Origin of the sequence: Pseudomonas sp. UBA3149 (genome assembly GCF_002364655.1) — a bacterium.
Taxonomy (GTDB): Bacteria; Pseudomonadota; Gammaproteobacteria; order Pseudomonadales; family Pseudomonadaceae; genus Chryseomonas; species Chryseomonas luteola.
Map to the genome: position 1 here is coordinate 52,897 of NZ_DEYV01000040.1, position 24,903 is coordinate 77,799.

At 56.8% G+C, this 24,903-nt stretch carries 23 protein-coding genes; 15 read left to right on the top strand and 8 right to left on the bottom strand.

The window, feature by feature from the left end; translation table 11 throughout:
- Nucleotides 1-16 precede the first annotated feature (16 nt).
- The 5 genes from B3729_RS22040 to B3729_RS22060 all read left to right on the top strand — a co-directional run bounded on the left by B3729_RS22040 (nt 17) and on the right by B3729_RS22060 (nt 5,780).
- Nucleotides 17-337: a DUF2388 domain-containing protein gene (locus B3729_RS22040; RefSeq protein WP_010796121.1), complete on the top strand. Its 321-nt coding sequence runs from the start codon at nt 17-19 to the stop codon at nt 335-337.
- Nucleotides 338-411: 74 nt separating this feature from the next.
- Nucleotides 412-2,337, top strand: coding sequence for a DUF4105 domain-containing protein (locus tag B3729_RS22045; RefSeq protein ID WP_409438614.1), 1,926 nt, complete (start codon nt 412-414; stop codon nt 2,335-2,337).
- Nucleotides 2,338-2,438: 101 nt separating this feature from the next.
- The gene (locus B3729_RS22050) at nt 2,439-3,365 is read left to right on the top strand and encodes an AEC family transporter (protein ID WP_286789009.1); all 927 of its coding nucleotides are present in this window, start codon (nt 2,439-2,441) and stop codon (nt 3,363-3,365) included.
- 225 nt (nt 3,366-3,590) lie between these two features.
- Nucleotides 3,591-4,928: a CitMHS family transporter gene (locus B3729_RS22055; protein WP_019367303.1), complete on the top strand. Its 1,338-nt coding sequence runs from the start codon at nt 3,591-3,593 to the stop codon at nt 4,926-4,928.
- A gap of 87 nt (nt 4,929-5,015) precedes the next feature.
- Entirely contained in the window at nt 5,016-5,780 is a 765-nt protein-coding gene (locus B3729_RS22060; protein WP_010796125.1) for a TerC family protein, read from the top strand.
- Between the two features lie 118 nt (nt 5,781-5,898).
- Here B3729_RS22060 and typA read toward each other — a convergent pair whose 3' ends face one another.
- A complete protein-coding gene (typA, locus tag B3729_RS22065; protein ID WP_026004159.1) occupies nt 5,899-7,719 on the bottom strand; it encodes a translational GTPase TypA in 1,821 nt (606 codons plus the stop codon).
- Between the two features lie 217 nt (nt 7,720-7,936).
- Nucleotides 7,937-9,391: a tRNA uracil 4-sulfurtransferase ThiI gene (gene thiI / locus B3729_RS22070; RefSeq protein WP_286789010.1), complete on the bottom strand. Its 1,455-nt coding sequence runs from the start codon at nt 9,389-9,391 to the stop codon at nt 7,937-7,939.
- A gap of 369 nt (nt 9,392-9,760) precedes the next feature.
- Here thiI and glnA point away from each other — a divergent pair, with 369 nt between their 5' ends.
- The 5 genes from glnA (at nt 9,761) to ntrC (ending at nt 15,181) form a co-directional block, all read left to right on the top strand.
- On the top strand, nt 9,761-11,167 hold the full coding sequence (gene glnA, locus B3729_RS22075) for a glutamate--ammonia ligase (protein WP_010796128.1): 1,407 nt from the start codon (nt 9,761-9,763) through the stop codon (nt 11,165-11,167).
- A gap of 134 nt (nt 11,168-11,301) precedes the next feature.
- Nucleotides 11,302-11,829 carry a DUF4124 domain-containing protein gene (locus B3729_RS22080; RefSeq protein ID WP_010796129.1) on the top strand — a complete coding sequence of 176 codons (528 nt, stop codon included), beginning with the start codon at nt 11,302-11,304 and terminating at the stop codon, nt 11,827-11,829.
- A gap of 9 nt (nt 11,830-11,838) precedes the next feature.
- Nucleotides 11,839-12,480, top strand: coding sequence for a DUF4124 domain-containing protein (locus tag B3729_RS22085; protein ID WP_286789011.1), 642 nt, complete (start codon nt 11,839-11,841; stop codon nt 12,478-12,480).
- Between the two features lie 197 nt (nt 12,481-12,677).
- Nucleotides 12,678-13,754 (top strand): nitrogen regulation protein NR(II), encoded by a 1,077-nt coding sequence (glnL, locus tag B3729_RS22090; protein WP_074827128.1) that lies wholly within the window; start codon nt 12,678-12,680, stop codon nt 13,752-13,754.
- Entirely contained in the window at nt 13,751-15,181 is a 1,431-nt protein-coding gene (gene ntrC, locus B3729_RS22095) for a nitrogen regulation protein NR(I) (RefSeq protein WP_019367298.1), read from the top strand. The genes glnL and ntrC overlap by 4 nt, the downstream gene beginning before the upstream one ends.
- A 370-nt stretch (nt 15,182-15,551) precedes the next feature.
- Here ntrC and B3729_RS22100 read toward each other — a convergent pair whose 3' ends face one another.
- Entirely contained in the window at nt 15,552-16,145 is a 594-nt protein-coding gene (locus B3729_RS22100; RefSeq protein WP_286789012.1) for a hypothetical protein, read from the bottom strand.
- Between the two features lie 99 nt (nt 16,146-16,244).
- Between B3729_RS22100 and B3729_RS22105 the strand changes: the two genes are divergently transcribed.
- Nucleotides 16,245-16,709 (top strand): tRNA (cytidine(34)-2'-O)-methyltransferase, encoded by a 465-nt coding sequence (locus tag B3729_RS22105; RefSeq protein WP_010796134.1) that lies wholly within the window; start codon nt 16,245-16,247, stop codon nt 16,707-16,709.
- Between the two features lie 52 nt (nt 16,710-16,761).
- On the opposite strand, the gene secB is transcribed toward B3729_RS22105, so the two are convergent.
- From secB to B3729_RS22120, 3 genes are read right to left on the bottom strand one after another with little or no spacing between them, the layout of a single operon-like run.
- On the bottom strand, nt 16,762-17,232 hold the full coding sequence (secB, locus tag B3729_RS22110; RefSeq protein WP_010796135.1) for a protein-export chaperone SecB: 471 nt from the start codon (nt 17,230-17,232) through the stop codon (nt 16,762-16,764).
- Nucleotides 17,233-17,260: 28 nt separating this feature from the next.
- Entirely contained in the window at nt 17,261-17,515 is a 255-nt protein-coding gene (grxC, locus tag B3729_RS22115; RefSeq protein WP_010796136.1) for a glutaredoxin 3, read from the bottom strand.
- A 22-nt stretch (nt 17,516-17,537) separates the two neighbouring features.
- Nucleotides 17,538-17,960, bottom strand: coding sequence for a rhodanese-like domain-containing protein (locus tag B3729_RS22120; RefSeq protein ID WP_010796137.1), 423 nt, complete (start codon nt 17,958-17,960; stop codon nt 17,538-17,540).
- Nucleotides 17,961-18,112: 152 nt separating this feature from the next.
- Here B3729_RS22120 and gpmI point away from each other — a divergent pair, with 152 nt between their 5' ends.
- The 4 genes from gpmI to B3729_RS22140 all read left to right on the top strand — a co-directional run bounded on the left by gpmI (nt 18,113) and on the right by B3729_RS22140 (nt 23,222).
- Nucleotides 18,113-19,648, top strand: coding sequence for a 2,3-bisphosphoglycerate-independent phosphoglycerate mutase (gene gpmI / locus B3729_RS22125; protein ID WP_239383426.1), 1,536 nt, complete (start codon nt 18,113-18,115; stop codon nt 19,646-19,648).
- 179 nt (nt 19,649-19,827) lie between these two features.
- Nucleotides 19,828-21,093, top strand: coding sequence for a murein hydrolase activator EnvC family protein (locus B3729_RS22130; protein WP_150348484.1), 1,266 nt, complete (start codon nt 19,828-19,830; stop codon nt 21,091-21,093).
- A 24-nt stretch (nt 21,094-21,117) separates the two neighbouring features.
- Entirely contained in the window at nt 21,118-22,464 is a 1,347-nt protein-coding gene (locus tag B3729_RS22135; protein ID WP_010796140.1) for a S41 family peptidase, read from the top strand.
- Entirely contained in the window at nt 22,461-23,222 is a 762-nt protein-coding gene (locus tag B3729_RS22140) for a divergent polysaccharide deacetylase family protein (RefSeq protein ID WP_219651731.1), read from the top strand. Before B3729_RS22135 ends, B3729_RS22140 begins: the two co-directional genes overlap by 4 nt.
- A gap of 49 nt (nt 23,223-23,271) precedes the next feature.
- Here the strand turns inward: B3729_RS22140 and B3729_RS22145 are convergent, their stop codons facing one another.
- Together B3729_RS22145 and B3729_RS22150 are read right to left on the bottom strand one after the other, a co-directional pair.
- The gene (locus B3729_RS22145; RefSeq protein ID WP_150348482.1) at nt 23,272-24,027 is read right to left on the bottom strand and encodes a substrate-binding periplasmic protein; all 756 of its coding nucleotides are present in this window, start codon (nt 24,025-24,027) and stop codon (nt 23,272-23,274) included.
- A 63-nt stretch (nt 24,028-24,090) separates the two neighbouring features.
- Entirely contained in the window at nt 24,091-24,810 is a 720-nt protein-coding gene (locus tag B3729_RS22150; protein WP_239383492.1) for a substrate-binding periplasmic protein, read from the bottom strand.
- Nucleotides 24,811-24,903 lie beyond the last annotated feature (93 nt).

The following is a 24,903-nucleotide window of genomic DNA, read 5'->3' on the forward strand; positions in this document are numbered from 1 at the left end:
GTTCAGGAGATTTTCCATGCGTCGTTCCTTATTTCTTGCAGCCGCGCTAGTTCTGGGTACGTCCAGCGCCGCGCACGCTCATACCGTTGTGGCGACCAGCAACATTATCGTGCGTGCGCTGGATCGCAGTATCGATTTCACTTCCGATACCACGACCTCCATCCGTGACATGAAAGTGGTGCAGGAAGCCCGTGGCGATGCGGCCAGCTTCGTTGCATCCGATGGAGACATCCGAGGCGCTCAATTGGAAGCGGCCTTCATGACCCTGCGTGAGCGTCTGCCGGAAGCACGCCAGGCCAGTGATACCGAACTTGCCCAGGCGATCCTTGCACTGTGAAACCTGCCCTTCGCCGAGCGCTCCTAGGAAAGCTCGGCCGCCTCGCCAGACCAAGCCTTCTCTGCACCGCGTTTATCGCCTGGCTAGGGGCCGGTAACGCTCACGCGACGCTGAGCCTGCATCTGGACGACCACTCATTGTCGCCAGAGCAGGCCCAGGCCACCCAGCAGTTACTCAACGAGGCACTAGGCAAGCTGCCTCCCCGCTTCAAGCAAGCATTGGATGAGGATATCTCCGTCCGTTGGAGCCAGGATCTTGAGTCGCAGGCATACGGTCGCGCAGACCGTCGTACCCTGCTGCTCAATGAGCGCCTGCTACCGGCATTGACTGACGGCAGCGATGCTCATATTCAAACCGGTCGCCCCCATGGCACCCAGCGAGAAGAAATGCTGGCGACTGTTCTGCATGAGCTTACTCATTTTTATGATCGGGAGCGGGCCTGGACTCCAGCTGAGCGCAAGGAAATAATCGCCTGTAGTACCTTGGCCTCCTCAACCAAGTCCGCTGACCTGCCTATCCATTGCCAAGGTCAGGCCGGTCGCCGCTACACCTTGTCCGATGATCCCCGCCTGCTGGATCTGGCTGGCTGGCAGGTCAAGGTCAAAAAGCATGGCGCCCGCGAGACTCGCAACAATTTCATTGCACGCAGCCCCGATATCTACGAGGTGACCAACCCTCGTGAGTTCGTAGCAGTGAACATGGAGTACTTCCTGCTGGATCCCAGCTACGCTTGCCGTCGCCCGGCCCTGGCGCGCTATTTCACCGAGCACTTTGGTTGGTCTCCCCCTCACGATACCTGCTCCAGCAAACTACCCTATCTGAACGCGGGCAGTGACTTTGGCAAGACCCCGCTAGGCTGGCTTGATCCTGAGCGCGTCTACGAGGTGGACTATCTGTTCGCCGAGGGTAACGAGCATGTCATGAGCCGCTGGGGACACAGCATGCTGCGCCTTGTCGTGTGCGCCCCCGGACGTCCGCGTGGCCCCGACTGTCGCCTGGACTTGCAGGAGCATCTTGTGCTGTCGTTCCGGGCCTTCGTCAACGATGTACAGATCTCCAATTGGGATGGCTTGACCGGTTCCTATCCTTCCCGGTTGTTTGTGCTTCCGCTGGCTCAGGTAGTCGAGGAATACACCAAGATCGAGCTGCGCGGCTTGCAATCCGTTCCGCTCAAACTCAGCCGCCAGGAAATTGCCGATCTCCTGGAGCGGACCGCTCAAACCCACTGGGGTTATGACGGGCATTATTACTTTGTCTCTAATAACTGTGCCGTCGAGACCTTCAAGCTCCTGCATGACAGCGTACCGCGTCTGCAACAGACTCCGCTCGACAGCATTACGCCAATCGGCCTGCTGGACGCCCTGCGGATAGAGAGCGTTGCCGATACCTCCGTATTGAACGATCAACGTGAAGCCTTGCGCCTGGGTTATCGATTCGACTCCTTCCGGGACCGCTTCCAATCCATGTTCAAGGTTGCTCGTGATCGGCTTAACCTACCTCAGCAGAAAGTCGAAGACTGGCTTGAGCTGGAGCCACGGCAGCGCCGCGAATGGTTCGACCGAGCCGACCTGCGTGCCAGTGCCGCGTTGCTGTTATTGGAACAGGCGGCGCTCAGACGCGAGCTGCTCCGCGCCCAGAATGAGCTCAAGGATCGCTACCTAGGCCAAAATGGCGTTCAGGAGAAGGCTCGCTTCAGCAAGGCGGGCGATGCGCTGCAGCAACTGCTGGCCGATAGCGGCTACCTCAGCCGTCCGTCAGAGCTGCTGGGAGCAGGCGGCTACGGCCTTCCTCAGCCGGGCGAGTGGGAAAAGCTGACTGCCGAGAGTCAGCGTCGCCAAGCGCATCTGCTCAGCCTGCGCGAAACCCTCAATACGGAAGTGCGTTCTCTACTGGACAGCAAGTTCCAAAACGGCCTTAATGACACCGAAGCCAACCTCAAGCAGTTGGGTGATCACCTGAGAGCCTTGCACAAGGCTTCGGGAGGACTGGAGCTGCCATGAGGCAGCTCTCTATTTTTCGCGTCATTCACAAGTACTGGGAACTGCTAATATTGTCCGTGCCTTGATCTATAACGATAAGAAACCAACTGGCTGCGCCCTCTGTGACTACCATCCTTCTCGCTCTCTGGCCGCTGTTCGCCCTCATCGTGGCGGGGTACTGGATGCGCCAAAAAGGCTTTCCTGGCGACGCGTTCTGGCCCGCAGCGGACCGACTCAATTACTTCATTCTTTTTCCATCGCTTCTGTTCAATAATCTCGCTACAGCACCACTTGATGACCCCGCTCTGGCGCATCTGGCGCTGGCGGCAATGACGGGGCTGGGTGCTTTATGGATTGCCCTATTGCTTGCCAGACGTTTTTACCACTGGCCCGCCGAGCGGTTCGGCGTCATTGCCCAGGGCACCCTGCGCTTCAATACCTACCTGGGGCTAGCAACCGTAGGCAGTCTACTGGGCAAATCGGGCCTGGGGCAGGCTGCGTTACTTCTGGCCCTGATGGTGCCTACCGTAAATGTCATGTCGGTTTGGGCACTGAAAGCCGAGCGCGGCGCTCGCTTGGGTGAGTTGTTATTACCCGTCCTACGCAATCCCCTTATTCTGGCCTGCGCAGCAGGCGCGTTGGTGAATCTGCTGGGATGGGGGCTGCCCTTTGGCACTGATCGGCTACTGGGGCTTCTGGCAGCAACCAGCTTGCCTCTAGGACTTTTCTGCGTAGGCGCCGCCCTGAAACTTCAACAGATCGCCGGCGAATGGCGAGCCATTGGCACCATGACACTGTTCCGCCTGCTGGCATGCCCTCTCCTGGCAGGGTTGATCGCTTACCTTCTAGGCCTGCCACCTCATGAGAGGCTTCTGCTCGTTCTGTTTTTCTCGCTGCCTACCGCACCGACCGCTTATGCATTGACCCGCCAGCTGGGTGGGGACAGCGCGCTCATGGCAGGTGTGATCACATTGCAGACACTTGTGGCTGCGTTCACATTACCACTGGTGATTTCGCTGCTGGGGGGCAGCCTCCCGCAAGGTTCATGAAAGCTTGCCCGGTTAGGATCAATTATCCAAAGGGTTAATGGCCCACTTATGGCAATGCCATGACGTGCACCTGCGGTACTAACAAAAACAAAGGATTAACTCCATGATTCGCTTGTCCCCAGCAGCGGCCCCCGCCGCTCCATGCCTCTCCATACGCTACTCGTGAGCCCTGAATCGCGCTTCGGTCGTTTCTTCACCTTTCACGCGTAACCGTTGGAGTTTCCCATGTTGACATTCCTTGGCTTCGCCATGGTCGTGACCTTCATGTTCCTGATCATGACCAAGCGGCTCACCCCTCTCATTGCGCTTACTATGGTCCCGATTCTCTTTGCCGTACTGGCATGGGCGTTGGGTAATCACTTTGCCAGCCTTGGGCATATCCAGCTCAATTCGCTCGGCCCCATGATGCTGGATGGATTGCGCACACTGGCGCCTACTGGCGTGATGCTGCTGTTCGCCATCCTCTACTTCGCCATCATGATCGATACCGGCCTGTTCGATCCGGCAGTTCGCTGGATTCTGAAGCTGGTGAAAGGCGACCCGCTCAAGGTTGCCATCGGTACGGTCTTCCTGACCCTGGTGGTATCGCTCGACGGTGACGGTTCGACGACTTACATGATCTGCGTGGCAGCCATGTTCCCGCTGTACAAGCGTCTGGGTATGAATCCGCTGATCATGACGTGCCTGATGCTGCTGTCCAGTGGCGTCATGAACCTTACGCCTTGGGGTGGCCCGACGGCACGCGCAGCCAGTGCGCTGCACGTAGACCCGGCAGATGTTTTTGTCCCGATGATCCCTGCCATGCTGGCTAGTATTGTCTGGCTGTTTGTCCTGGCCTATCTCTATGGACGTCGTGAACGGGCGCGCCTGGGCATTCTGGAAATCCATGAAAGCGAAGGTGCCAAGGTTACCGTTTCTCAGTGCGAAGAAGCCCGCCGTCCTCATCTGCGCTGGTTCAACGGTCTTTTGACCCTGGCCCTAATGGCAGCGCTGGTCAAAGGCATTCTGCCCATGCCAGTGCTATTCATGATTGCCTTCGGCATCGCCATGACTATCAACTACCGTAATATTGATCTGCAAAAACAGCGTGTTGCCGCTCATGCGGAAAATGTTCTTGCGGTAGTTTCACTGATTTTCGCCGCCGGGATCTTCACAGGCATCCTGTCAGGCACCGGCATGGTGGACGCTATGTCCAAAAGCCTTTTGGCCGTTATTCCGGAAGCGCTTGGCCCGTATATGGCTGTCATCACTGCGCTGGTAAGCATGCCGTTTACCTTTTTCATCTCCAACGATGCGTTCTACTTTGGCGTACTGCCCGTATTGGCCGAAGCAGCTGGTCACTACGGTATCGCTCCAGTGGAAATTGCTCGTGCGTCCATCGTAGGCCAACCGGTGCATCTCCTAAGCCCATTGGTCCCTTCGACCTACCTGCTGGTGGGTTTGGCTAAAGTAGAGTTTGGCGATCATCAACGCTTTACTTTGAAGTGGGCAGTCGTGACATGTCTGGCTATGCTAGTAACAGCTTTGTTACTAGGTGTGTTTCCGCTGTTCAGTGGTGCCTGAACTAACGAAATTTTCACATTTACCTGATTAGTTTTGTCGGTTTGTTTTCGGTACTCGTCGTACCGACGTTAATGAAGAGGAATTGGAATGGAGTGGCTGACAAGCCCGGAAATCTGGGTGGCTTTCTTTACCCTGACGGCCCTGGAAATCGTATTGGGTATCGACAACATCATCATGATCTCGATCCTGGTGAGCCGTATGCCCAAGGCGATGCAACCACGCACACGTTTCTTCGGCCTGGCACTGGCCATGGTGACACGGATCCTGCTGTTGCTCTCGATCACTTGGGTGATGCGCCTGACGGCCGATCTGTTCCATGTGTTTGGCCAAGGCATCTCCGGGCGCGACCTCATTCTGTTCTTTGGTGGCCTGTTCCTCCTGTACAAGAGCAGTACCGAGATCTATCACGGCCTGGAAGGTGAAGAGGAAGAAAGCGACGAGCCCAAGGGCAAGGGCGGCAGCTTTATCTCTACCATCGTCCAGATCGCGATCATCGACATCGTGTTCTCGCTGGACTCGGTCATTACGGCAGTGGGTATGGTGCAACATGTACCAGTGATGGTTGCGGCGATCATTGTTGCAGTACTGGTGATGATGCTGGCAGCGGGTGGTATCAGCAGCTTCATCGACAAGCACCCTAGCCTGAAGATGCTCGCACTGTCCTTCCTGATCGTAGTAGGTACTGTGCTGATCGCTGAGAGTTTTGAGATTCACGTACCCAAGGGCTATGTCTACTTCGCCATGGCGTTCTCGCTGGCAGTGGAAGCCATCAATATCCGCATGCGTACCGCAGCCGCCCGCAAGAAGGCCCAGCAAGGGCATCCTGTGAAACTGCGTAAGAATACGCCGTAAGCCCTACGGCAGTGAAAGCCCCGGTTTACCGGGGCTTTTTTATAGCTTCCTTTCACCAGGCATAAAAAAGCCCACCCGCCTTTCAGCGAGTGGGCTTTTCAGTCGCGCGGTCGGGTTATTACACCTTGCTGCGCTCGTAACGCTTACGATCGTTTTCGTTGAGCAGCTTCTTGCGCAGACGAATCGACTTCGGGGTTACTTCAACCAACTCATCTTCAGCGATGAATTCCAGGGCCTGTTCAAGGGTGAACTTGATTGGCGGAACCAGGGCGATAACCTCGTCCTTGCCGGAAGCACGCATGTTGTCGAGCTTCTTGCCCTTGGTGGGGTTGAGCACGAGGTCGTTGTCACGGCTGTTGATACCGCACAGCTGGCCTTCATAGATTTCATCACCAGGCGCGAGGAACAGCTTGCCGCGGCTTTGCAGAGTCTCCAGCGAATACGTTAGTGCAGTACCGGTAGCCATGGACACCAGTACGCCGTTCTGACGGTTGGTGACTTCACCTGCCTTGATCGGGCCATAGTGGCTGAAGGTCGAGGTCAGGATGCCAGTACCCGAGGTCAGAGTCAGGAAGTTGTTACGGAAGCCGATCAGACCACGTGCCGGAATGGTGTACTCCAGACGAACACGGCCTTTTCCGTCAGGGATCATGTTGCTCAGATCGCCCTTACGCAGACCCATTTGCTCCATCACGGGACCCTGGTGCTGCTCTTCGATGTCGATGGTGACGTTCTCGTACGGCTCCTGCTTCTCGCCGTTTTCGTTCTCGATGATCACCACCTCTGGACGGCCTACCGCCAGTTCAAAGCCTTCACGACGCATGTTCTCGATCAATACGGACAGGTGCAGCTCACCACGGCCAGAGACCTTGAATTTCTCGGGAGATTCGCCCTGCTCAACACGCAGTGCCACGTTGTGCAGCAGCTCCTTGTCCAGACGGTCCTTGATGTTACGGCTGGTCACGAACTTGCCTTCCTTGCCAGCGAACGGCGAGTCATTGACCTGGAAGGTCATCGAAACGGTCGGCTGGTCAACGGTCAGCGGAGGCAGCGCCTCGACGGTCTGCTGGTCGCACAGGGTATCGGAAATGAACAGCTCGTCCATGCCGCTGACGCAAACGATGTCACCGGCCTGCGCCTCAGGAACCTCGACACGCTGCAGACCGTGGTGACCCATGATCTTCAGAATGCGGCCGTTACGCTTCTTGCCATCGGCACCGATAGCGGTTACCGGAGTGTTGGCCTTGATTGTACCGCGTGCGATACGGCCAATGCCGATTACGCCGAGGAAGCTGCTGTAGTCCAGCTGGGAGATCTGCATCTGGAACGGGCCGTTCACGTCGACCTGGGGGGCCGGTACGTGGTCAATGATGGCCTGGAACACAGCATCCATGTTGTCGTCCATCTTCTCGTAATCCATGCCGGCAATGCCGTTCAGGGCACTGGCGTAGACGATCGGGAAATCCAGCTGCTCATCGGTGGCGCCCAGGTTGTCGAACAGGTCGAAGATCTGGTCGATAACCCAATCAGGACGCGCGCCCGGACGGTCGATCTTGTTCACGATCACGATCGGACGCAGGCCCGCCTTGAACGCCTTCTGGGTCACGAAACGGGTCTGAGGCATGGGGCCGTCTTGCGCGTCCACAACCAGCAGTACGGAGTCAACCATCGACATTACACGCTCTACTTCACCGCCGAAGTCAGCGTGACCGGGTGTATCCACGATGTTGATGTTATAGCCGTTCCACTTGATCGCCGTGTTCTTGGCCAGGATGGTAATACCACGCTCTCTTTCCTGGTCGTTGGAGTCCATGACGCGCTCGCCTTCGGCTTCCTTGCGGTCCAGCGTACCGGACAGCTTCAGCAGCTTGTCTACCAGCGTGGTCTTGCCATGGTCAACGTGGGCGATGATGGCGATATTACGAAGATTCTCGATCACTTTTTCAGTCTCGTTATCAAGTTGAGCCGGGCCGCAGCGGCTGATCACAGCAAGCCCGACACGACATTCAGCAAAATTCATTCAAGCCCAAAGGGCATTTAATCCAGAGAAACAAAGGCGCCAATGAGATCTGCGCCTACGAGCAGCCCGACAGGCCTGCCCTCAATCCCGGTCGGGAGGGCGATGGCGAATGCTGCCGCCAAACAGCCCGGGCTGTTTAGTCCGGGCGATAAACACGTACATTCGCATGCCCCTCATTGAGCAAATGATGAGCATGCAGGCGACTCATGACACCTTTGTCACAGTAGAGAAGGTACTGGCGATTCTCGTCCAGTTCCTTGAATCGATTGTTCAGTGCAAAGAATGGCATAGCCTGCACTTCGACACCGTCCACGGCCAGAGGATCATCCTCCTGACTATCTGGGTGACGAATGTCGAGCACGATCTGACCAGGTAGCGCCTGGCTGACTTCCTCAACCTTCAAGTCCTTGCCAAGCTCGTCGATCACCTTGTCGACTGTCATCATCGTAGCGCGCTCAAGGGCTGCGTCCAGGATGGCCATGTCGAATTTGGTTTCTTCGTGCTCCACACGGTAGCCCTTGGCCTTGGTCGTCGGGTTCACCGAAATCACGCCGCAGTACTCCGGCATGTGCTTGGCAAATGCCGCCGTGCCGATCTGTTCGGCCGTGTCGATGATGTCCTGCTTGTGACTGGCCAGCAGTGGACGCAGCACCAGCGTATCGGTGACACGGTCGATTACGGCCAGGTTGGGCAGGGTCTGGCTGGAAACCTGCGAGATCGCCTCGCCCGTGACCAACGCATCGATGTCCAGGCGCTCGGCCATGCGGCTGGCTGCGCGCAGCATCATGCGCTTGAGGATGACGCCCATCTGGCTGTCATCTACCTTGGTCAGGATCTCGCCGACCACCTCTTCAAACGGCACGCTGATAAACAGCACGCGCTGGGAGCGGCCGAATTTCTCCCACAGATAATGGGCAACTTCCATAACGCCCAATTCATGGGCACGCCCACCCAGGTTGAAGAAGCAGAAATGACTGACCAAGCCGCGACGCATCATCTGGTAGGCAGCAACGGTTGAGTCGTAACCACCGGACATGAGGACCAGCACCTGTTCGAGAGCACCCAGTGGATACCCTCCCAGACCGTCGTGCTGCCGATCAATCACGAACAGGCGGTCATGGCGGATCTCAATGCGTGCAAGCACCTCGGGATCCTTGAGGGAAATCCCCGCACCGCCACAGCGCTGGCGCAGTCCGCCCCCGACGTAGCGCTCTACGTCCATGGAGCTGAAATCATGTTTGCCGGCCCGCTTGCAGCGCAAGGAGAATACCTTGCCGCGAATGCGCTCACCGAAATGCTGGATGCATTTGTCGAGAATATCTTCGAAGTCGCCCAGCGGGTATTCATGGACCTCCAGGAAATGACCGATCCCTGGCGTGCAGGTCAGGCGCTCGATCATCTCGCGCAGAACCTTCGGCTCGGTTTGCTGTGTTTCGACTTCCAGGTTATCCCACTCACCCTCCACCGTCAGGTTCGGGTCCAGATCCCTCAAGACCACCCGGATATTCTTCGCCAGCTGGCGAATGAAACGCTTGCGCACCGGACGACTTTTGATAGTGATTTCCGGAAAGACTTTGACGATGAGCTTCATGAAATTTTAAAGAAGAGCGGAAACGACGAGAAAAGGTCGACAAGTATAGCTCAAACTGAAAGTTCTGACTTCCATTGGTCTAAATCCATAAAAGCACCAATTTGGTGCTATAAAAAATATAAAGCACGCTTTTGGTGCTCGATGGTCTATTCCAGAGGCACCATTAACGGCCAAGGCCTAGTGTTAGTGCGGCCCTGTCCATTACAGGGCACTGGCACGCTACTTGCTCCCTTGTGAGGCAGTAGCCCTTAGGCGAGGATAGGGCTCTTCTGAAAGCGCAACCGTTTTCAGAAGTGCCCTTGCTACGGGTACACCTGATCCTGGGAGTTACGCCAACCGCTCCCAGCCTCAATCCCTCTGGAGGAAAACATGTCGAAGGCGGTTCAACTGATCAAAGAAAACGACGTGAAGTGGATAGACCTGCGCTTCACGGACACCAAGGGAAAGCAGCAGCACGTTACTATGCCCGCTCGCGACGCCCTCGATGAAGACTTCTTCGAACACGGAAAAATGTTCGATGGCTCCTCCATTGCTGGCTGGAAAGGTATCGAAGCTTCCGACATGATCCTGATGCCGGACGACAGCACCGCCGTGCTGGATCCGTTCACTGAAGAGCCGACCGTCATCCTGGTCTGCGACATCATCGAACCGTCCACCATGCAGCCTTATGAGCGCGATCCCCGGGCTATTGCCAAGGCCGCTGAAGAGTATCTGAAGTCCACCGGTATCGGTGACACTGTATTCGTGGGTCCAGAGCCCGAGTTCTTCATCTTCGACGAAGTGAAGTTCAAGTCTGACATCTCCGGCTCCATGTTCAAGATCTTCTCCGAACAGGCGTCCTGGAACACTGACGCTGATTTCGAAAGCGGCAACAAGGGTCACCGTCCGGGCGTCAAGGGCGGTTACTTCCCGGTTCCGCCGGTTGACCACGACCACGAAATCCGTACGGCCATGTGTAATGCGCTGGAAGAAATGGGTCTGGTTGTTGAAGTTCACCACCATGAAGTGGCGACTGCCGGCCAGAATGAGATCGGCGTGAAGTTCAACACGCTGGTAGCCAAGGCGGACGAAGTCCAGACGCTGAAGTACTGCGTACACAACGTCGCTGATGCCTACGGCAAGACCGTAACCTTCATGCCGAAGCCGCTGTATGGCGATAACGGCTCGGGCATGCACGTTCACATGTCTATCTCCAAGGAAGGCAAGAACACGTTCGCAGGCGAAGGCTATGCCGGCCTGTCCGATACTGCCCTGTACTTCATCGGCGGCATCATCAAGCATGGCAAGGCTCTGAATGGCTTTACCAACCCGTCCACCAACTCCTATAAGCGTCTGGTTCCCGGCTTTGAAGCACCGGTCATGTTGGCCTACTCGGCTCGCAACCGTTCCGCCTCGATCCGTATCCCCTACGTTTCCAGCCCGAAAGCCCGCCGTATCGAAGCGCGCTTCCCGGACCCGGCGGCCAACCCTTACCTGTGCTTCGCTGCACTGCTGATGGCGGGCCTGGATGGTATCCAGAACAAGATTCACCCTGGCGATGCTGCCGACAAGAACCTGTACGACCTGCCGCCAGAAGAGGCCAAGCAGATCCCGCAGGTATGTGGCAGCCTGAAGGAAGCACTGGAGTCCCTGGACGCTGACCGCGCGTTCCTGACCAAGGGTGGCGTCTTCACTGATGAGTTCATCGATACCTATATCGAGCTCAAGAGCGAAGAAGAGATCAAGGTTCGCACCTTCGTTCACCCGCTGGAATACGACCTGTACTACAGCGTCTAAGCCACCGGTTGTACAGCAGAGGCCTCCTTCGGGAGGCCTTTTGCTTATGGGCGCTTGTCATAAGGGCCTGTCAGTGCAACGCTTATGACTTACCTCTTTCTCTATGTAACGCCAGTGTCACCCTAGGAACAGATATGCGCCTGCTGTTCGCCAGCCTAGTGTTTGCCATGACCTTGCCTGTTCACGCCGAAATCTATCGCTCGGTAGGCCCGAACGGCCAAACAGTCTTCAGCGACCAGCCGCCAGCGAACGCGCCTGCCGAACGGGTCGAACTGCAGCGCCCCAACACCGTGAAAGCCGAGACGCCGGCGTCGACCGCGCCCTCTCCGTCCCCGCCCGACACGGGCGCAGCCACGAGTCAGCCCTATCAAACCCTGCGCCTGGATGCGCCTGACGATGAAGCGCTACGAGCGAACAATGGCACTTTTTCTATCAGCGCGACCATAACGCCTGCCCTATCGCCCGGCCATGAACTTCGCCTGCTGGTGGATGGGCAACCTTATGGTGAGCCGACCCGAGCACCTTTTTTTCATCTGACTAACATAGACCGTGGCACCCACAGCCTGGCCATAGAGGTGGTCGAAGGTACACGTGTCGTACAACAGAGCGAGCCCGTTGAGATCACGGTGCAACGCATCAGCCTCAACAGTCCGAGTCGTTGATCCTTACCGATGCGCTTCATTTATCTGCTTGTACTACTCTTCCTGACGCAGCCGGCCTTTGCAGCCGTGTACACCTACACCGATGCCGAAGGTAACCGCATCTTCACAGATAGCCCTCCAAAGGGCATCAAGGCCAACCCTGTCACGATTCAGCCTTCCAATAGCATGCCGTCGCCTGCTGCGCCACGCACAATCAAGCTGTCGCCTTCCAATCCGGATGTTCGTAAGCCGGTGCAACCATCCGCTCCACCGCCGCAGCCCGCCCAAATCGCGTCCTACCAGATGCTGCGCATTCTTGTACCGGAGCCGGACGCTACGATTCGGAGCAATGCCGGTGAGCTGATCGTAACAGCCACCAGCGATCCAGAACTGATGCCTACTCATTTCTACCGGCTGATTCTGGATGGCCAACCCGCAGGAGCCCCTGGGCGCAGTCCGGTATTTCCACTCGAAAACCTGGACCGGGGCACGCATCAGATCGCGGTGGAGATCGTTACGGAAGGCGGCGTCGTGGTCGAGCGTACGCCTAGCCAACCTTTTCATATGAAGCGCATGTCGCTGTCTCAGCGGCGTCTGGCCAACCCCTGCAAGGACGGTGAGTGGGGTATTCGTCCCGAATGTCCGCTTTCTGAAAAACCCGAAGAAGAGTAAAGCGCTAGACCCGATGCACTGTATCGGTGCAATACTGTAGGCCGCACCAAAACGAGACATCCTGATTAGCCAGAAAACAGCTTAAGGCTACGTGCAGTGCACAGGTTATGGGCTTGCCCTAACACAGGGCAGCCTATTTACGTAGCTTGGTTTGTTTCTTGCATTTTCATGGGTCGTCACATCAAAGCTGATTCGCCATGCCTACGGAAATGATGCATCGTCTGCTGCTGGATAACCTTACGACGGCAGTCATTCTGCTCAACGCCGAGCTGCGCCTTGAGTACATGAATCCGGCAGCTGAAATGCTGTTGGCCGTCAGCGGTCAGCGTAGCCACGGTCAATTCATCAGTGAATTGTTCACCGAGTCGCCGGAAGCGCTCCAAGCCCTTCGTCAGGCAGTGGAGCACTCGCACCCGTTTACCAAGCGTGAAGCACTGCTGGTGTCCACTACAGGCAACAACCTGACGGTGGATTATGCTGTTACGCCTGTGCTCAGCCCTTCTACGACCTACCTGTTGCTGGAGGTGCATCCCAGGGATCGTCTCCTGCGAATTACCAAAGAGGAAGCCCAGCTTTCCAAACAGGAAACGACCAAACTGCTGGTTCGCGGGCTTGCCCATGAGATCAAGAATCCCCTTGGAGGTATCCGTGGCGCTGCGCAACTCCTCTCTCGAGAGTTACCGGACGAGTCCCTGAAGGATTACACGAACGTCATCATTGAGGAGTCTGACCGCCTGCGCAACCTAGTGGATCGCATGCTCGGCTCCAACAAGCTGCCCAAACTGGCACGTACCAATATTCATGAGGTGCTAGAGCGTGTTTGCAGTCTGGTGGATGCCGAAAGCCAGGGTGGTATCTCTCTGGTACGCGATTACGATCCGAGCATTCCGGACCTCCTTATCGACAAGGAGCAGTTGATCCAGGCAGTCCTCAATATTGTGCGAAACGCCATGCAGGCCATTTCCGAACACAATGAGCTGCGCCTGGGACGTATCACGCTGCGGACGCGTGCGCTCCGCCAGTTCACTATTGCCCATATTCGCCATCGGTTGGTGTGCAAGGTCGAAATCATCGATAACGGCCCGGGTATTCCTGCCGACATGCAGGAAACCATCTTCTATCCGATGGTCAGCGGTCGCCCAGACGGGACCGGTCTGGGCTTGGCCATCACGCAAAACATCATTTCTCAGCACCAAGGCCTTATCGAGTGCCTGAGTCAACCTGGACACACTGCCTTCAGTATTTTCCTGCCGTTGGATAAGGAGCCTTTATGAGCCGTTCGGAGACCGTCTGGATCGTCGACGACGACCGTTCCATTCGCTGGGTACTAGAAAAGGCCCTTCAGCAGGAAGGCATGACGACCGTTGCCTTTGAGAATGCGGACAGCGTCATGAATCGGCTCGGCCGCCAGCAGCCGGATGTCATCATTTCCGATATTCGCATGCCTGGCGCCAGTGGCCTGGATTTGTTGTCTCGCATTCGGGAGGTTCACCCTCGTCTGCCTGTGATCATCATGACGGCACATTCGGATCTCGACAGCGCTGTCGCCTCCTATCAAGGGGGCGCGTTTGAATACCTGCCCAAGCCATTCGACGTCGATGAGGCCGTCGCGTTGGTCAAGCGCGCCGGCCAGCATGCCCAGGAACAGCAGGGATTCGAGGAGCCCGCTCACCTGACGCGAACACCGGAAATCATTGGTGAAGCGCCGGCAATGCAGGAGGTGTTTCGCGCCATCGGCCGGCTCTCCCATTCCAACATTACGGTTCTGATCAATGGCGAGTCGGGCACAGGCAAAGAGCTGGTTGCCCATGCCCTGCACCGCCACAGCCCGCGCGCGGCAGCGCCTTTCATCGCGCTGAACATGGCCGCCATTCCCAAGGACTTGATGGAGTCCGAGCTGTTCGGCCACGAAAAAGGGGCCTTCACAGGCGCGGCCAACCAGCGTCGAGGCCGTTTCGAGCAGGCCGATGGTGGAACCTTGTTTCTTGATGAGATCGGAGACATGCCAGCCGATACCCAGACGCGCCTGCTGCGGGTCTTGGCTGATGGTGAGTTCTATCGCGTAGGGGGCCATACTCCAGTCAAGGTGGATGTCCGCATCATTGCCGCAACCCACCAGAACCTGGAGGGTCTGGTCCGGGATGGCAAGTTTCGCGAGGACCTGTTTCATCGCCTCAACGTGATTCGTATCCACATTCCTCGTCTGGCTGATCGCCGGGAAGATATTCCAGCGCTGGCCCGGCATTTCCTGGCACGAGCGGCGCAAGAGCTGGCGGTAGAGCCCAAGACGCTAAGACCGGAAACCGAGGAGTACATGAAGGGCCTGTCCTGGCAAGGTAACGTCCGGCAACTGGAAAATACCTGTCGCTGGATCACGGTGATGGCGTCCAGCCGGGAGGTACTGATCGATGACCTGCCGCCGGAACTCCTTAGCCAGCCGCAGGATGCGCAACCCGCCGCCAACTGGGAACAAGCCTTGCGTCACTGGGCGGATCAGGCATTGACTCGTGGACAGTCAAGCCTTCTAGACAGTGCCGTGCCTGCTTTTGAGCGAATCATGATCGAGACCGCGCTCAAGCATACCGCCGGCCGCCGTCGTGATGCCGCGGTTCTCCTGGGCTGGGGACGCAACACGCTGACCCGGAAGATCAAAGAGCTGGGCATGAAAGTCGATGGCCCAGATGAAGAGGGTGAAGACTAAGCCCTGTAGGCTAAAAGGCGCCTTAAACAGCGCTTTTTTATGCCTGAACTTTTTGTTCAGAAAATTATGAAAAGTTGGCACGCCGCCTGCTATGTACTTGGTAACCAACCTTTTTGGGGACCTCGGTACAGGCAGGCTGGGGAATCCCCTTTTTATTTCAAGACCACCTCCGGGTGGTCTTTTTTTGTTCTGAGATAAGAGGCTACTTCTCAGGCCTTTAAATCAATAGGTTACAGATACAAAGCTGAAACCCTTCAATTGCACTGGCTTTACAAGAAACACAGCATCATAAAAGAAGAATAATGTTTAGCATTCAAGGCTTGCACCAAAAATGTGCAGCACTTGAAACTTGCCTCAATTGTGCGCACGTTTACTGGCCAGCTGAGATCAGTGGAACGTCAATGACCAGTTCCCAGTGGTCGTCTTCCTTCTTGTCCAGGCGGTCCTGAGTAGCCAGGGCTCCTCCTAGTCCAACTACAAGCACGTTGACGTCCTTGCCCTGCTGAGTGACTGACCAGGAAAAGCTGCGTGACTCTTTTGTCTTTACCTGAGCACTTTGATTGCCGCCTACCAAACTTATGTTGGGCAAACGCAGATTCAACGCACCGTCTGGGCGATAGCGCTCATACTGAAGGGCCTTGTTCAGGAACAGCACCAGACGATACATAGGCTTCCCAGAGCCTTCGTCAACGTATTCTGCAGCCTGGGCCACGCGTACTTGAGGAACGATTAGCTGCCGAGGCCCTACATCGCCGTGATAGATCCGGCCGACCATCAGCCCGAACAGCAGCCCGCCCAGTGACATGGCGCCCAACCACACCAGGAGGCGGCGATTGCGAGTCTGTAGCTCACGGCGTAGCTCTTCAGGATCATCCACCCGTTGGAGTTCTCTTTCACGAGCAGCCTTGGCTTCGCGTACCTCGAGAAACAGACGGCGTACGGCATGAAACAGACGTCTCAACATGCCACCGTTCCGCAACCAGCCCATATCCACCGTACGAAGCAGCAGCCATTGTCGCCGGGTGGCGTTACCATACCGCTCTTTATTCCTGTGTTAGCTACCATGTTTGACGTCATTTTGTTCGAGCCGGAAATTCCGCCCAATACGGGCAATATCATTCGCTTGTGTGCCGTTACCGGCTGCCGTCTGCATCTGATCGAGCCACTTGGCTTTGCGCTTGACGACAAAAAGCTGCGTCGCGCCGGGTTGGACTACCATGAGTGGTCGACCGTGCGGTGTCACGCATCGCTGTCAGCTTGTATAGCAGATTTACAACCCCGTCGGCTGATGGCCTTTTCTACCAAGGCTACACAGTCCTATGCCGATGTCCGCTATGAAGTAGGCGATGCCCTGCTGTTTGGTCCCGAGAGCCGCGGGCTGCCAGCCGAGGTGCGTGATGCCCTTCCCCACGAGCACCTGCTACGCCTGCCCATGCTACCGGATCGTCGCAGCCTCAATCTCTCCAACGCGGTAGCCATTACCGTTTACGAAGGCTGGCGCCAGCTGGGCTTTTTCATGCCGGAATAAATCACTGCGGCATAAAAAAACGCCCCGAAGGGCGTTTTTTCTACAGCGTAGATCAGGCCTGACCTGCAGTCTGCATGCGCGACAGCTCTTGAGCGTACAGCGCATCGAAGTTCACCGGCGACAGCATCAGCGCCGGGAAGGAACCACGCACGACCATGCTGTCCAGTGTTTCACGTGCATAAGGGAACAGGATGTTCGGGCAGAAGGCGCCCAGCGCATGACTCATGGAAGAGGCATCCAGACCCTTGATCAGGAAGATACCGGCCTGTTGTACTTCAGCAACAAAAGCGGTGTCTTCACCGTTCTTCACCGTTACGGTCAGCGTGAGGACGACTTCGTAGAAATCTTCGTTCAGCGCCTTCTGGCGGGTGGATAGATCCAGGTTGACGTTTGGCTGCCAATCCTGACGGAAGATGTCCGGGCTCTTGGGCGCCTCGAAAGACAGGTCGCGAATATAGATACGTTGCAGGGAGAACTGAGCGCCTTCTTCAGTCTGCTGCGCTCCGTTTAGGTTATCAGTCATGACAGAACCTTATTGTTTATCGGTTAATTCAGGCAGAGAGGAGCGGGTCGAGACGGCCTGAGCGCTCGAGCGCATACAGATCGTCGCAGCCACCCACATGGGTTTCGCCAATCCAGATCTGCGGAACACTGGTCCGGCCGGCCTTGCGTGTCATTTCACTACGCACTGCAGGCTGGCCATCGACGGCAATTTCTTGGTACTTCACACCTTTACTGTCGAGCAGGTGCTTGGCTCGATGGCAGTAAGGACACCAGGCACTGGTGTAGATGATGACTTCAGGCATGAAAGTACCTCCTGTCCGACAATTAGTTTTTCACGAGCGGCAGGTTTTCCCCACGCCAGGTAGAGAGACCTCCCGTCAGCCGGGCCGTAGTGAATCCGGCCTGTTGTAGCGGCGTGCAGGCAGCGCCGGCCTGCTGACCATTGCTGTCGACAACGATAAGGGTCTTATCCTTGTGCTTCTCCAGTTGGGACAGGCTGCTGGCCAGTTTGTCCTGAGGAATGTTCACTGCCCCGACGATATGACCGGTAGCGAACTCCTTCTTCGGACGAATGTCCAGCACAATGCCCTGCTCTGTATTGAGAAGCTTGGTCAGCTCCGCCGTTGACAGGCTGCGCCCGCTACGACGTGTCTCGTGTATCAGCAGAAGGATCAAGAGCACCAACAAGGCGCCAACAAGCAAGTAATGGTGAGTGGCGAACTCGATCAGCCGGGAAACGAATTGCATGGCACGAAGTATCCGGAGTCAAAAAATGCTGGCCAGTATACACACGCGACCTCATGCACCATACCCTGCATGCGTGGCGTCGCTAGGCGTTTGGCAGTTACACTTCAGATAACCGTTGCCTTTCGAAACAGCGCTAACAAGAGTCCGAAATCATGGCATTCACACCCAAACCTCTGGTCCTGATCATCCTCGACGGCTTTGGCCACAGCGAGGAAACCAAGCACAATGCCATTTACGCGGCAAAAAAGCCGGTCTGGGATCGCCTGCTGGCGACACAGCCCCATGGTCTGATCTCTGGCTCCGGCATGGATGTGGGCCTGCCTGACGGCCAGATGGGCAACTCCGAGGTAGGTCACATGAACCTGGGAGCCGGCCGTGTGGTGTATCAGGATTTCACCCGTATCACCAAGGCCATCCGCGATGGCGAGTTCTTCGAGAATCCGGTCATTGGCGAAGCCGTCGACAAGGCAGTCGGCGCAGGCAAGGCCGTCCATATCCTGGGCCTGATGTCCGATGGCGGCGTCCATAGCCACCAGGACCATCTGGTTGCCATGGCAGAGCTGGCGGCCAAGCGTGGCGCCGAGAAGATCTACCTGCACGCCTTCCTCGACGGTCGCGATACACCGCCCAGGAGCGCGCAAAGCTCGATCGACCTGCTAGACGCCACGTTTGCCCGCCTGGGCAAAGGTCGTATCGTGTCGCTGATTGGTCGCTATTTCTCCATGGACCGCGACAATCGCTGGGACCGCGTATCCGCTGCGTATAACCTCATTACGGACGGCACCGCGGAATACCATGCCGCAACGGCTACCGAAGGCCTCAACGCAGCGTACGAGCGCGGCGAGAGCGATGAATTCGTCAAGGCAACGACCGTCGGAACTCCCGTTAAAGTAGAAGACGGTGACGCTGTGGTATTCATGAACTTCCGCGCTGACCGCGCCCGTGAACTGTCCCGTGCGTTTGTCGAGCCGGACTTCAAGGAATTCCCCCGTACCCGGACGCTAAACCTGGCAGGCTATGTCATGCTGACCCAATATGCTGCCAGCATTCCTGCACCCAGTGCCTTTGCCCCGGAAAGTCTGAACAATGTCCTGGGTGAATACCTGGCCAAGAACGGCAAGACTCAGCTGCGGATTGCCGAAACCGAGAAATATGCGCACGTCACGTTCTTTTTCTCGGGCGGTCGGGAAGAACCCTTCGAGGGCGAGGAACGTATCCTGATCCCCTCCCCCAAGGTTGCCACCTATGACATGCAGCCTGAAATGAGCGCCCCGGAAGTTACCGACAAGATTGTCGATGCGATTGAAAACCAGCGCTACGACGTCATCATCGCCAACTATGCCAATGGCGACATGGTGGGCCATACCGGTGTATTCGAGGCGGCAGTCAAAGCAGTGGAATGCTTGGACGCCTGCATGGGACGCATTGTGGAAGCGCTGGACAAGGTCGGCGGCGAGGCCATCATTACGGCAGACCACGGCAATGTCGAGCAGATGGAAGATGAATCCACGGGTCAGGCGCATACTGCGCATACCACCGAGCCGGTTCCGTTCGTTTATGTAGGCAAGCGCTCCGTTCACATTCGTGAAGGCGGTGTACTGGCCGATGTAGCGCCCACCTTGCTGACGCTTATGGGTATGGAGCAACCCAAGGAGATGACCGGTCGTACGATTATTACCGTGAATTAAATATCACGGCCTGCTCATTTACCCGATTGGGAGTATCGTTGCGTCCCTGACGACTCAGCGGTACTTCTGATCGTCAACCAATAAAAGAGCACCTAGTCATCTACGGCTCGTCTCGCCGTTTTTTTTGCTAGCCGCCCCGTGCATACTAGGGCGCTTCCTCATGGGATATTTGTTACTCGATGCTTCGCGCCCTTACCCTCGTTCTTCTTGCATGTCTGCTTACTCCGGCCGTGGCCGATCAGCGCGAGGATACCCAGCGCCAGTTGGAAGCCACCAAGCGTGATATCGCCGAACTGCAGAAGCTCTTGCAAGGCATCCAGACCGAAAAGTCCGGCGTGCAAAAGCAGCTCAAATCGACCGAAACGGAGATGGGCGACCTGGAAAAGCAGGTCAAGGATCTCCAGGATCAGTTGGATCAAGGTCAGGAGAAGCTGAAGAAGCTGGATGACCAGAAAAAAAAACTCGATCAGTCACGCCTTGAGCAACAAAAACTGATCGCTATTCAGATTCGTGCCGCTTATCAAAGCGGCCGTCAGGAATACTTGAAGTTGCTCCTCAATCAGGAACAACCGGAAAAGGTCAGCCGCACCCTGACCTACTATAACTATGTCAATCAGGCCCGCCTCGACCAACTCGCGACATTCAACGACACCCTGAAACAGCTAGCCGGGGTAGAGAGTGACATTCGTAACGAGCAATCGCAGCTGACCGCTCAGCAAGCCGCTTTGCAGGAGCGGCAGGACAAGCTGGCCGAAGTCCGCAAGGCACGCCAGGAGACCCTGGCCAAGCTGAACAGCGACTACTCCGACCGCAACCGTGCGCTGAAATCGCGCGAGCAGGATCAGGCAGAACTCGGCAAGGTCCTGAAAACCATTGAAGAGACACTGGCCCGCCAGGCTCGTGAGGCTGAGCAGGCTCGCCAGCGTGCACTGGCACAGGCGCGGGAAGCGGAAGAGCGTAGTCGCGCAAGCAGCAAAACGACACGGCCAACGAACACACCGGGCCTTGCGGTGTCTAGTTCTGCACCAGGCTTTGGCGGTCCGTTTGCCAGCGCACAAGGCAAGCTGCCTTGGCCTGTGAACGGTCGCCTGCTGGCACGCTTTGGCAGCCCGCGTGGCGATGACCCGCGCGCCAAATGGGATGGTGTACTGATTTCAGCCAGCGCAGGCACCCAGGTACACGCTATTCATGCGGGCCGGGTAGTGTTTGCCGACTGGTTACGAGGGGCCGGACAGCTGGTGATCATTGATCACGGCAACGGCTATCTCAGTTTATACGGGCATAATCAAAGCTTGTTAAAGAGTGCAGGTGATCAGGTCAAGGCGGGCGATGCGATTGCAACCGTCGGGACCAGCGGAGGTCAGGACACCCCTGCCCTCTATTTCGCCATACGTCAGAAGGGTCGTCCGTCGGATCCGCTTACCTGGTGCCGTGCCCAGGGTTAGTGCCGGACACATTAGGAGCTACGCATGCCGCATTGCTTTCGTCTCACCGCCTTGGCTTTCTCGCTGATAGGGCTGAGTGGCGTTTCAACCGCCTGGGCCCAGCAACAGACGCCAGGAGAAGTGCCCGCCGCGGTGACCCCGGTCGAAGGGGCAGCAGCGCCCATCAACAACGCGCCGCTTCCACTCGAAGAGCTGCGTACGTTCGCTGAGGTGATGGACCGCATCAAGGCAGCCTATGTTGAGCCGGTGGACGACAAGACTCTGCTCGAAAACGCCATCAAGGGCATGCTGAGCAACCTGGACCCGCATTCGGCATACCTTGAACCCAAGGATTTTGCTGAGCTTCAGGAAACCACCAGCGGCGAATTTGGTGGTCTGGGGATCGAAGTGGGTCAGGAGGACGGTTTCGTAAAAGTGGTCTCCCCTATTGATGACACGCCGGCTGCCAAGGCCGGTATCCAGCCGGGAGACCTGATCGTCAAGATCGATGGCCAGCCCACCAAGGGTCAGTCCATCAGCCAGTCCGTAGACAAGATGCGCGGCAAGATCGGCAGTCCGATTACCCTGACTATCGTACGCGGCGGTGGCCGCCCCTTCGATGTCAAACTCAACCGGGCCGTCATCAAGGTCAAGAGCGTCAAGGCGCAACTGCTGGAGCCTAACTACGGCCTGCTGCGCATTTCGCAGTTCCAGGTAAACACGGGCGATGAAGTAACAAAGGCCTTCCAGCAGCTTCGCAAAGAGAACAAGGGCAATAAGCTCAACGGCCTGGTGCTCGACCTGCGAAACAACCCCGGCGGCGTTTTGCAGGCCGCTGTCGAGGTTGCAGATGCCTTTATGACCAAGGGGCTGATCGTCTATACAAAGGGTCGCATCCAGAACTCCGAGCTGAGCTTCTCGGCCGACGCGGCTGACCCCAGCGAAGGTGTTCCGCTGGTCGTCCTCATCAATGGTGGCAGCGCGTCGGCGGCGGAAATCGTGGCGGGCGCTCTGCAGGATTCCAAGCGCGGAATCCTGATGGGTACGGATACGTTCGGTAAAGGCTCGGTGCAAACAGTTCTGCCGCTTAACAACGACCGCGCACTCAAATTGACCACAGCGCTGTACTTCACACCCAAGGGTCGATCCATTCAAGCGCAGGGCATCACCCCTGATGTGGCGGTCGCACCCGCCAAAGTCACCCCAGAAGACAATCCTGAGTTCTTCAAAGAAGCTGATCTGGCCGGTCACCTGGGTAATGCCAACGGCGGCCCGGATCGTCCTACCGGAAGCAAGGCGCCTAACCAGACGCCCCGCCCGCAAGATGATGACTTCCAGCTGTCCCAAGCCCTCAGCCTCCTGAAAGGGCTGAGCATCACACGCAATCAGTGATCAGGCGTTGGATTGGCTCGCTCCTGCTGCTCGCTCTGGCAGCTGGAGCCGCTGCGGCTGAGCCACCACGCCTGAGCATCGTAATCGATGACCTGGGACAGAACCTCTCCCAGGATCGTCGCGTTCTTGGTCTGCCCGGGCCGGTGACCCTGGCCATCATGCCGGGCACATCCTTCGGCGCGACATTGGCTCGCGAAGCCCATAAGGCAGGCCGTACGGTCATTCTGCATCTGCCTATGGACCCTGCGGGCGGCCCCTTCGCCTGGCATCCCGAGCTTTCCGGTGAGGAGCGTCTGAAGCGTCTCGAAAACGCCTTGGCTACAGTCCCCTATGTCAGCGGGGTCAACAACCATGAAGGTAGTCGGATGACGGCTGATCGCCCGGCCATGAGCCAGCTCATGCAAACCCTGCAGGCCAAATCATTGTTTTTCCTCGATAGCCGTACCAGTGCAGCCACGGTTGCAGCCGCCGAAGCTCAGAAGATTGGGCTGGCGAGCCTTTCCCGCGATGTGTTCCTGGACAATGTAAACCAGGCTGATGCAATCGCAGCGCAATTGCAGGAAGGCGTCAGGCTGGCACGCAAGCAAGGCACGGCCGTTCTGATTGGTCATCCTCGTCCAGCCACGCTAAGCGTTCTGGAGCGCGAGCTGCCCACTTTGATCGCTAATGGGATCGAGATTATCGATGTCGAGCAGATGATTGCTCTACGCAGCAATAAAGCCATGGCCGGTCATGGCAAGAATGGTGTGTACCGCTGAAACAAAAACCGGAGCCCAGGCTCCGGTTTTGCTACAGGGCCCTGAAGGGTCACAGGTAGTTATTGGTAATCTGATCGACTACGCCTTCCTTGCGCATCTCATCCAGCGTCTTCTGCAGCTTGGCAACTACATCATCCGGCGTATCCTTGTTGACCGCCAGGTATAGGTCTGCCTCATCGATGACCAACGCGGTTTGCAGATTGGACACCCCTTCCTGCTTGGCCAGATACCGAGCCACAACATCGGTCGTTGCCCAGAAGTCGATTTCGCCCCTCTCCAGCTTGCCGACGTTTTCCTGGTCGCGAAGGGACTCGGTAAACGGAATCTTCTTGTCAGCCAGGATCTGGCTGACCGCCGAGCTTTTGTAAGTACCGATCTTGTACTTGTTCGCGCCTTCCAGGTTGGTCAACTTGATATTGCTGGCGTTAGTCGACATTAACACCTTACGCGTCTTACCCAGGGGCCCTACCCATTTGAACTGCGACTCGCGGGCAGGTGTGCGGGACGTGGAGAACAGCGCGTAATTAGGGTTTTCCAGCGCCAGGTTATAAAGCCTGTCCCAGGGGAAACGCAGAGAAAGGGAATAGTTGACTCCGGCACGCTTGAACATTTCACGGACAATATCCGTGCTGATGCCGTCAATCCCGTCATCCTTGGCGAAATTCTTTTCGTCGACAGCCATATTGAATGGCGGGAAATTCTCAGTCAGCAGGACCATCGAGTAATTGTCGGAGACCGCAGCCTTTGCTGCGCCTGCTCCCAATAACAACCCCAACATCACCACACGCAATATCGACTTGGACATCACTTCAGCTCCTTGTTTCTTATAACTGCTGTGCCACCGGCAAAGGCACAATCGAATGCTTATTTAAAGGTAATGCTCCAGGATGCGCTGGACTTCACCATCCTTGCGCATCTGCTCCAGTGCGTTTTGCAGTTTTTGCACCACATTGTCAGGTGTCTGCTTGTTCAAGGCTAAAAAGAGCTGGCTTTCGTTAAACCGCAGAACGGTCTTGAAGTCAGTAACCCCTTGTTGACGCGCCAGATAACGGCCCGCCGGATCGCCGGTGGCCCAGACGTCAATCTGCCCTGCCTGAAGTTTTTGAACGTTTTCCTGATCCCGCAGTGAGAGGTCTGGGTTTATGCCTTGCTTCACTAAACTTTCGGCGATCGCGTCACCTTTATAGGCGCCAATGCGCAAACCCTGACGCTTTACGTCATCCAGGCTGCCAATTTTTAGCGATGAGTCCGCACGGGCAAGCAGAATCCAGTCATCAGGTCCTATCGGCCCCACCCACTTGAAAGAATCTTCCCGCTCGGGGAGACGAGCCGTCACGAAAACGCCGTAGCCAGGCTGCTCCAGTGCGGTCTTGTAGATACGCTCCCAGGGAAAGCGGAGCGTCATCGAGTAAGCAACTCCGGCCCGCTTACAGGCCTCCCGGACGATATCCACGGCTATTCCGCTCAGGCTTTCCTCCTGTGCGAAGTTCTTGCCATCGACCGACATGTTGTAAGGGGGAAAATTTTCTGTCAGCAGATCAATACGATTGTTGGCACTGGCTGCCTGGGCGGCCCCAGCACTCACCATCAACACACTGACCCAAAACGCCATGACAACGTTGAACATGGACACGCCTCCTGCTTTGTTTTGGGCAATTTCTTTAACAGGAAGCGTGCCAAG

What these genes read in the sequence shown, in the direction of transcription:
- B3729_RS22040 (WP_010796121.1), top strand. Translation starts at nt 17, where the DNA reads ATGCGTCGTTCCTTATTTCTTGCAGCCGCGCTAGTTCTGGGTACGTCC.
- B3729_RS22055 (WP_019367303.1), top strand. Translation starts at nt 3,591, where the DNA reads ATGTTGACATTCCTTGGCTTCGCCATGGTCGTGACCTTCATGTTCCTG.
- B3729_RS22060 (WP_010796125.1), top strand. Translation starts at nt 5,016, where the DNA reads ATGGAGTGGCTGACAAGCCCGGAAATCTGGGTGGCTTTCTTTACCCTG.
- thiI (WP_286789010.1), bottom strand. Translation starts at nt 9,391, where the DNA reads ATGAAGCTCATCGTCAAAGTCTTTCCGGAAATCACTATCAAAAGTCGT.
- glnA (WP_010796128.1), top strand. Translation starts at nt 9,761, where the DNA reads ATGTCGAAGGCGGTTCAACTGATCAAAGAAAACGACGTGAAGTGGATA.
- B3729_RS22080 (WP_010796129.1), top strand. Translation starts at nt 11,302, where the DNA reads ATGCGCCTGCTGTTCGCCAGCCTAGTGTTTGCCATGACCTTGCCTGTT.
- B3729_RS22085 (WP_286789011.1), top strand. Translation starts at nt 11,839, where the DNA reads ATGCGCTTCATTTATCTGCTTGTACTACTCTTCCTGACGCAGCCGGCC.
- glnL (WP_074827128.1), top strand. Translation starts at nt 12,678, where the DNA reads ATGCCTACGGAAATGATGCATCGTCTGCTGCTGGATAACCTTACGACG.
- ntrC (WP_019367298.1), top strand. Translation starts at nt 13,751, where the DNA reads ATGAGCCGTTCGGAGACCGTCTGGATCGTCGACGACGACCGTTCCATT.
- B3729_RS22100 (WP_286789012.1), bottom strand. Translation starts at nt 16,145, where the DNA reads ATGTTGAGACGTCTGTTTCATGCCGTACGCCGTCTGTTTCTCGAGGTA.
- B3729_RS22105 (WP_010796134.1), top strand. Translation starts at nt 16,245, where the DNA reads ATGTTTGACGTCATTTTGTTCGAGCCGGAAATTCCGCCCAATACGGGC.
- secB (WP_010796135.1), bottom strand. Translation starts at nt 17,232, where the DNA reads ATGACTGATAACCTAAACGGAGCGCAGCAGACTGAAGAAGGCGCTCAG.
- grxC (WP_010796136.1), bottom strand. Translation starts at nt 17,515, where the DNA reads ATGCCTGAAGTCATCATCTACACCAGTGCCTGGTGTCCTTACTGCCAT.
- B3729_RS22120 (WP_010796137.1), bottom strand. Translation starts at nt 17,960, where the DNA reads ATGCAATTCGTTTCCCGGCTGATCGAGTTCGCCACTCACCATTACTTG.
- gpmI (WP_239383426.1), top strand. Translation starts at nt 18,113, where the DNA reads ATGGCATTCACACCCAAACCTCTGGTCCTGATCATCCTCGACGGCTTT.
- B3729_RS22130 (WP_150348484.1), top strand. Translation starts at nt 19,828, where the DNA reads ATGCTTCGCGCCCTTACCCTCGTTCTTCTTGCATGTCTGCTTACTCCG.
- B3729_RS22135 (WP_010796140.1), top strand. Translation starts at nt 21,118, where the DNA reads ATGCCGCATTGCTTTCGTCTCACCGCCTTGGCTTTCTCGCTGATAGGG.
- B3729_RS22145 (WP_150348482.1), bottom strand. Translation starts at nt 24,027, where the DNA reads ATGTCCAAGTCGATATTGCGTGTGGTGATGTTGGGGTTGTTATTGGGA.
- B3729_RS22150 (WP_239383492.1), bottom strand. Translation starts at nt 24,810, where the DNA reads ATGGTGAGTGCTGGGGCCGCCCAGGCAGCCAGTGCCAACAATCGTATT.